Genomic DNA, 7,649 nt, shown 5'->3' on the forward strand with positions numbered 1-7,649 from the left:
TTGGAGAATTTCCTAATTCCTACAAAAAAGATTTATATTTTTAAGGTTCATTAAAAGCGAAGGTCAATCAAAAGAATGAATAAAACCAACACAAGAAAAGCATTAAATCCTGCATATAGAAAACACAAACCATTACGTAAAGACGTTACACATTTTACAACCCAATTAGTAGAATGTATTGAAGCTGTTAAATTAAGTGATGATAATGGAGAGCACGAAGAACATACAAAACAGCATTATATTAATTTCTTCAAATCAACATTTTATAAAGGAAACTATGTAAACACAAAAGAGCGTATCGATTTAGCAATCTATACAGATGCTACCGCTAATTCTGATGTTGGTGTTATTATTGAGGCAAAAAAGCCAAGTAATAAATCCGAATTTCTAACAGAGACTAATTTAAATCGTAAGGCATTACAAGAATTATTATTGTATTATTTACGTGAGCGTTTAGATAATGAGAATAATAATATAAAACATTTAATAGCTACTAATGGTTATGAGTGGTATCTATTTAAAGCAGAAGATTTCTACAATTTCTTTTACAAGAACAAAGCGTTACTAAAAGAATATAAAGCCTTTCGAGATGGTTTAAAAGACACCTCAAAAAATGAATTGTTTTATAATGAAATTGCAAAAAAATATATTGCAGAAGTTGAACAAGAATTACCATTTGTTCATTTAGATTTTACCAAAACCAATTTTAATAAATTAAGTGATGCGCATTTAAATACACTCTTTAAGATTTTTTCTGATGTGCATATGTTAGGTCACGCTTTTGGAAACGATAGCAACCAACTAAATAAAGCCTTTTATAATGAGCTACTTCACATTATTGGTTTAGAAGAAATAAAAGTAAAAGGTAAAAAATTGATTAGTCGTAAATCTCAAAAAAGCAGAGACTATGCCTCACTTTTAGAAAACACCATAGTAATACTTGAAGATAGAGATTACCTCTCGCAAATTAAAAGCATAGAAAACGGAGAAGATAAAGCCTTTAACGCTGGTTTAGAGTTGTGTTTAACTTGGGTGAACAGAATTTTGTTTTTAAAGCTATTAGAGTCTCAATTATTGTCATATCATAACAAAGACCCTAAATATAGATTTCTTAATGCATCATTTATAACTGACTACGATGAGTTAAACGATTTGTTTTTTTCCGCTTTAGCTAAAAAAGAAAACGAAAGACATCCTAAATACAAAGAAAAGTATAAAGATGTACCGTATTTAAACAGTTCTTTATTTGAGCGCAATACTTTAGAGAATGAAGCTTTTGAAATATCTGCGCTAAACAATGACGAAATTACCCTCTACAATAGTACCGTTTTAAAAGATGCTAATGGTAAACGATTAAAAGGAAAACTATCTACATTAGATTACCTATTTCAGTTTTTAGATGCCTATGATTTTGCTACAGATGGAAAAGAAGGTATTGAAGATGAGCAAGAAACAAAATCGTTAATTAATGCTTCTGTATTAGGCTTAATTTTTGAGAAAATTAATGGCTATAAAGAAGGCTCATTTTACACACCTGCATACATTACAATGTATATGTGCAAAGAGACTTTAAGACGTGCTGTAGTTCAAAAATTTAATGAACAAGAAAACGACCAAATAGAAACTTTTGAAGACCTACAAAGTTACTGCAACAAGTATTTTAAAATAGATGATTTAAAGCGTTTTAATACCATAGCAGACAGTTTACGTATATGCGACCCAGCAGTAGGTTCTGGTCACTTTTTAGTAAGTGCTTTAAACGAGCTTATTGTAATTAAAAACGAATTAGGCATTTTAGTAGATGCTAAAGGCTTACCATTACGTTGCGATATAGAAATTGTAAATGACGAACTCTATGTTATAGATGATAAAGGCGCATTGTTTGAGTATAATCCCAACGACAAAGAAAGCGTACGCATACAGCACACCTTATTTCATCAAAAACAAACCTTAATAGAGAGTTGCTTATTTGGTGTAGATATTAACCCAAATTCTGTTAAAATATGTCGTTTACGTTTATGGATAGAGCTATTAAAAAATGCCTATTATACTAAAGAAAATACGCTACATACCTTACCGAATATAGATATTAATATTAAATGTGGTAACTCGCTAATAAGCCGTTTTAATTTAGATGATGATTTAAAAGGTGCATTTAGAAATAAAAAGAACCCAAAACTGAAATATACGTTTACAGATTATAAAAATGCAGTTGCAGGTTATAAGGAAGCAAATAGCAAAGAACGTAAACGTGAAGTATTAGAAATAATAGAAGAGGTTAAGGATAACTTTAAAAGTACTTTGGATAATAAGTTTATTAAGAATTTTGAAGATGCGCAATATCAATATAACCTTAAAAACGACCAGATAAATAATCTGAAACAATTTGGTGAAAAAATATCTAAAGCAGAAAAAGACCGTTTAAAAAGTCTTAAAAAAGAGGTAGAAGATGCATATTTAGAAAAAGAAGAGATAGTAAATAATGTTATTTATAGGAATGCCTTTGAGTGGCGTTTTGAATTTCCAGAAGTTCTGGCAGAAGATGGCAGTTTTATAGGTTTTGATGCAATAATTGGAAACCCACCTTATGGTGTAAAGTTAGAAGAAAAAGAAATAAATTATTATCGTGAAACTTATAAATACATAGTTGGTCACGCTGAAATATATTATCTATTTACTGAATTAGCTTTAGAAGGTATTTTAAACAGTAAAAGAGAACTAACTTACATAATTCCAAATGCTTGGTTCTCTAATAAATATGCAAGAGAGTATAGAAAATCCCTTTTAGAAAATCATAAAATTATAAACTTGTTAAACCTTAATAATAAAAATGTATTTGAAGAAGCATCAGTAGAAACATGTATTATATCCATACAACGTACTTTGGTTGAGAATGATTATTTAGTGAAAGTAGGTACAGATGTTTTGGAAAAATTTCAATATGACTTTAAAGTTGATAAATGGAAAGGGGATAATTATTTGATTTTTTTCGCTGAAAACCCACTTATTAATAAGCTTATAGACAAAGTTAACAGCGCTAAATTTAAAATTGATAATGTTTTAGATGTATCAAATGGCATTAAACCATATCAAAAAGGGTATGGTGTAAATTTAGATGGGGATAGATTAAGTGAGACTGATGTAAAGAATAAAATTTATCATTCAAAAGAAAAGATTGACGATTCTTATAAAAAGGAAATAAAAGGGAAGCATATTAAGAATTATGTAACTCTAACAGGTGATATGTATATTAAATGGGGTAAATGGTTAATGTCACCAAAGGATATAAGGTATTTTGAAAATGATAAGATTTTAATGAGACAAATAATTGGTAAGAATTTGATTTGCTCAATAGATTATAATAATTTATATGCTGACCAATCTTTATACATATTGATTAAAAAACAAGAAACAATTGGTTCTTTGGAGTATTATTTATCAATATTGAACAGCAAGTTATATGGTTTTTATTTTCGTAATTATTTTTCAGAAGACGATGCTTTATTTCCTAAAATAAAAGTTAATGAACTAAAAAGCTTACCTATTATAGTCTTGGAAGAGAAAGAGCAGTTAATTTTCAAGGAAAAGGCTATGAATATAATAAAACTTAAAAAAGAGAGCCCAGAAGCAGACACCACTGTATTAGAAAAACAAATAGACCAAATGGTGTATGCGTTGTATGGGTTGACTGAGGAAGAAATTAAGATTGTAGAGCAATCTTAATTCACGAGTACCTATAAAAAAATAAATAATCGACGAGCTAAATCTCAATAGGTGAAAACTCTTGAGAATAACAATAGCATCAATTTAAAATAAAAATAACACCAACTAAATAAAAATTGTAGAAAAAACATCAAAATAAAACAAAGATGACTTCGCTACGCTCGTAATGACCAGTACAGCGTCACTGCGAGGCACGAAGCAGTCTCATATTAGCCCAAACAATGAAACCAGGTTTTATATACATACTAACCAATAAAAATAATACCACACTATATGTAGGCGTAACAGCTAACATTATAAACCGTATAAAGCAACACAAGGACAAAATTGATAAAAATCATTTTCGGCTAGATACAACCTAACAAAATTGGTTTATTATGAAGCTTTTCAATACATTGGTGATGCAATTGGTAGAGAAAAACAACTAAAAGCTGGTAACAGAGCAAAAAAGATAGAGCTCATTAAACGTTTAAACCCAAATTGGATAGACTTATACCCTAAGATTATCGATGAATTTTAATAAAACAATTTTACCAATTAATAAAAGATAAAGAACTAGAGAAAATAGTGTTAACTAAAGCTTAACCAATTAACCTAAAAAACACACAACAACACCTCGATACCTGGATAAAAACCTAATGTTTAAGGTGTTTAACTAGCTATACACAAATAATTTTTATGAATATTTCTAAGCTTTTTGACCTATTTAACCAAGACCCTAAAGAAGAAGAACAATCTTTAGAAGACATAGTGCCTATTCTTAAAAATAAACTAGTAAAAGCACACCAAGACAAAGAAGTTGTTATTTTTAAAATAATACGTGCAAAAAAAACAGGGTTTTTAGTTAAAGTTAAAGGTATTTATGCCTTTGTTCCTTTCTCGTTAATGGCTTGGGATTACCAATTAATGTCTTGGAAAGTAATGGAGCGCGAGTTAATTGGCTATAAATTTTTTGCCCAAATAATAGAAATAGATTTAACTAAAAATAGAATAATTCTAGATGCCAAAGTTACCGAGTTTAATGATTTTAAATTAATAGATGGGCATACCTATAAATGTATAATTTTAAGTAAACATAAAGATTATATTATTGTAGAATTAGGTCACAGATTTCAATGGAAATATGGTAGTCAGTGTTATATGGTTAGGTTAGATAGTCCAAATTATACCGAAATAGATTACAGCATACATTCCATAAGTGATGAAATTAATTTAACGTATGTAAATTCAGCCCATAATTGGAAAAAAATAAGCTTTTCAAAAAAGCAAGTAAAAACACATACGTTTAAAACAGCAAAAGAAGAAGAAAAGAATATTCAGGATAAAACCCAAGAATTAATCTCTAAAAATGAAAAATTAAAGGCCTCATTACTAAAGAAAAATGATAAATACAAAAAACTTAGAAATGATTACAAAAACCTTGTAGAACATAGAAAAGAAGAAAAACAAAAAATAATATCTCTACAAGAAAAATATAAAAAACAATCAAGCCTTATTTATTTTTTAGAAAACAAAATAGATGAATTAAATGTAAAATCAGAACGATTAAAAAGTCAATTGCAAAACGAGCTTAATTCTAATACATCTCAAAAAACTAAACAAATAGAAAAAGAGCTTTTAAATCTAGAAAATAACGTCAGCAAATTACACTTTCAAAACCAAAAACTAACTAAACAATTAGAGGACGCAAAAGATATAATATCAACCCAAGAAACCTTAATTTATTACTTAAAAAATGGAGCTAATAACGAGAATATTTAAGCAATGACTATATTAAAAAACAGAGCTGTTGAAAATATTGATAGAGAAACTGCATTAGCCAATAATCAGAATTGGAGCCTAATTTTTAAGTTAGATAAATCTATTTTAAAATTAAATTCAAAAATAAAAAACACTTCAATTTCTTTAAATTCTATTTTCCCAGAAATAAGCCAAGGTTTAATTGCTTATGACAAATATAAAGGACAGTCAGAGGCAATAATAAAAAATAGAGCATACCATACATTGGAAAAAACTAAAGAAACGCATAAAAAATGGTTGTATGGTGGTGATGTAAAGAGGTATTCTTTGAAATGGAACGGTATGGAATACATTGAGTATGATACTGGTATTGCTAATCCAAGAGACCCTAAATATTTTATAGGAAAACGTATTTTAATAAGAGAAATCACAAATCCAAGAATATATGCAAGCTTAACAGAAGAAGAATTATATAATGACCCTTCGGTATTAATCATTAAGGATAATGAAAGTTCTTTTAATATAGAAATTCTTCTTGCCATATTAAACTCAAAACTTGCAACATTCTTTCATTTCAAATCTTCACCAAAAGCATCGAAAGGAGCTTTTCCAAAAATATTAGTGTACGATATAAAAAATTTCCCTCTTCCAAAATCTATTAAAAATGATAGGTTGCTGACATTAGTGAATGAAGTTATAGAAATAAAAAACTTAAACCCAGAGGCAGATATAACTGTGTTGGATGATGAAATTGATAAAATTGTATATGAGTTGTATGGGTTAACGGAGGAAGAAATCTCAATAGTTGAGAATAGTTAAAAATAAAAAATATGGTAAATAGTATCGTAAATAATACAAAAATGTGTACTTTTGAAGTAACAGTACACACCACGCTACCCATAAGCACAGCGTCCCAGGGTGTGTCTTTTGCTTTATATACGCCTTTGTTTATGCTAAACACAACGTCTTTTTATGTTTAGTAAAACCCCTTTAAAAATTCCACAACAAATAGCACAACTTCAAAAAAGAGGGTTAGCGAATTATGTAATAATTATCGAAGAATAGTTAAAATAATCAATGTTAGAAAAAGGAGATTTTATAGTTTATATAGATGAGTCAGGAGACCACGGATTAAAAAATATTGACCCAAATTACTCCATATTTGTACTGACATTTTGTTGTTTTAATATTAAGGAATATATCGAAAAATCAGTACCAGCTTTACAGGCGTTTAAGTTTAAATATTTTGGTCACGACCAGGTTGTGTTGCACGAAACAGATATTAGAAAAAATAAAGAGCCTTTTCAGTTTTTAAGAACTAATAGGGCATTACGAGAATCCTTTCTTTCAGATTTATCAGATATTATAAAAGAAACTGCTTTTACAATTATACCTGTAGTTATTGATAAAGCTAAACTAAAAGCAAAATATACTTCACCTTATAATCCTTATCATCTTGGACTTCGTTTTGGTTTAGAAAAATTAAATGAAATACTTTTATATAATTCACAACACGATAAAGAAATCTCTCTTGTTTTTGAACAAAGAGGTGGTAACGAGGATAAAGATTTAGAACTTGAATTTTTAAGAATTTGTAGTAAAAATGAGCAGTTTGGATATAAACGAGTAAATTTCGGTAAGATGGCTTATCGTTTTTTATTAGCAAATAAAAAGTCTAATTCAAGTGGTTTACAATTAGCAGACCTTACAGCACATCCTATTGGATTAAAATATTTAAGACCTGGTCAAGAAAACAGGGCTTATGATATTATAGCACCAAAAATATATTATCATAAGATATTCCCTTAAAAACAAATTCCCCAGTAAAGACCGAGGAAGAATGCCGACCGGGAAATGCCCAATCCAATATCGTTTGATAGTACAAAGATACAAAATTAAAATAAATGACAAATAAATGCACCAACTCACCAAAACAGATTTTAAGTATTATTTAGATTGTCCAGAATCTATATGGTTATTAAAAAATAAACCACAGGTATATCCTAAAGGTGAGTTTTCATTATTTGCAGAGAAATTAATTAATGAGGGTTATGAAGTAGAAGCCTATGCAAAACAATTATTTACAAATGGTTTAGACTTACCAGAATATGGCAGTCCTAAAGAAACTCAAAACGCATTAACAGATGCGCATAATGTTTACTTTCAGCCATCATTTAGTACTACAA

Annotated in this window: 7 protein-coding genes; all 7 read left to right on the forward strand. The window is 28.7% G+C overall.

The window, feature by feature from the left end:
* The first annotated feature begins 75 nt into the window (after nucleotides 1-75).
* Nucleotides 76-3,723: a TaqI-like C-terminal specificity domain-containing protein gene (locus tag HKP48_RS03050; protein WP_296342682.1), complete on the forward strand. Its 3,648-nt coding sequence runs from the start codon at nucleotides 76-78 to the stop codon at nucleotides 3,721-3,723.
* Nucleotides 3,724-3,944: 221 nt separating this feature from the next.
* Nucleotides 3,945-4,085 (forward strand): GIY-YIG nuclease family protein, encoded by a 141-nt coding sequence (locus HKP48_RS12195; protein WP_363928583.1) that lies wholly within the window; start codon nucleotides 3,945-3,947, stop codon nucleotides 4,083-4,085.
* 5 nt (nucleotides 4,086-4,090) lie between these two features.
* Nucleotides 4,091-4,243 carry a hypothetical protein gene (locus HKP48_RS12200; RefSeq protein WP_363928584.1) on the forward strand — a complete coding sequence of 51 codons (153 nt, stop codon included), beginning with the start codon at nucleotides 4,091-4,093 and terminating at the stop codon, nucleotides 4,241-4,243.
* A gap of 158 nt (nucleotides 4,244-4,401) precedes the next feature.
* Nucleotides 4,402-5,484 carry a hypothetical protein gene (locus HKP48_RS03060; RefSeq protein ID WP_296342683.1) on the forward strand — a complete coding sequence of 361 codons (1,083 nt, stop codon included), beginning with the start codon at nucleotides 4,402-4,404 and terminating at the stop codon, nucleotides 5,482-5,484.
* Nucleotides 5,485-5,487: 3 nt separating this feature from the next.
* Complete coding sequence (locus HKP48_RS03065) at nucleotides 5,488-6,282, forward strand: TaqI-like C-terminal specificity domain-containing protein (RefSeq protein ID WP_296342684.1); 795 nt, start codon at nucleotides 5,488-5,490, stop codon at nucleotides 6,280-6,282.
* A 258-nt stretch (nucleotides 6,283-6,540) separates the two neighbouring features.
* A complete protein-coding gene (locus HKP48_RS03070) occupies nucleotides 6,541-7,272 on the forward strand; it encodes a DUF3800 domain-containing protein (protein ID WP_296342685.1) in 732 nt (243 codons plus the stop codon).
* Nucleotides 7,273-7,378: 106 nt separating this feature from the next.
* The coding region (locus HKP48_RS03075; protein ID WP_296342686.1) for a hypothetical protein at nucleotides 7,379-7,649 on the forward strand (271 nt) is incomplete at its 3' end.

This window comes from Winogradskyella sp. (genome assembly GCF_013042245.1).
Classification (GTDB): Bacteria; Bacteroidota; Bacteroidia; order Flavobacteriales; family Flavobacteriaceae; genus Winogradskyella.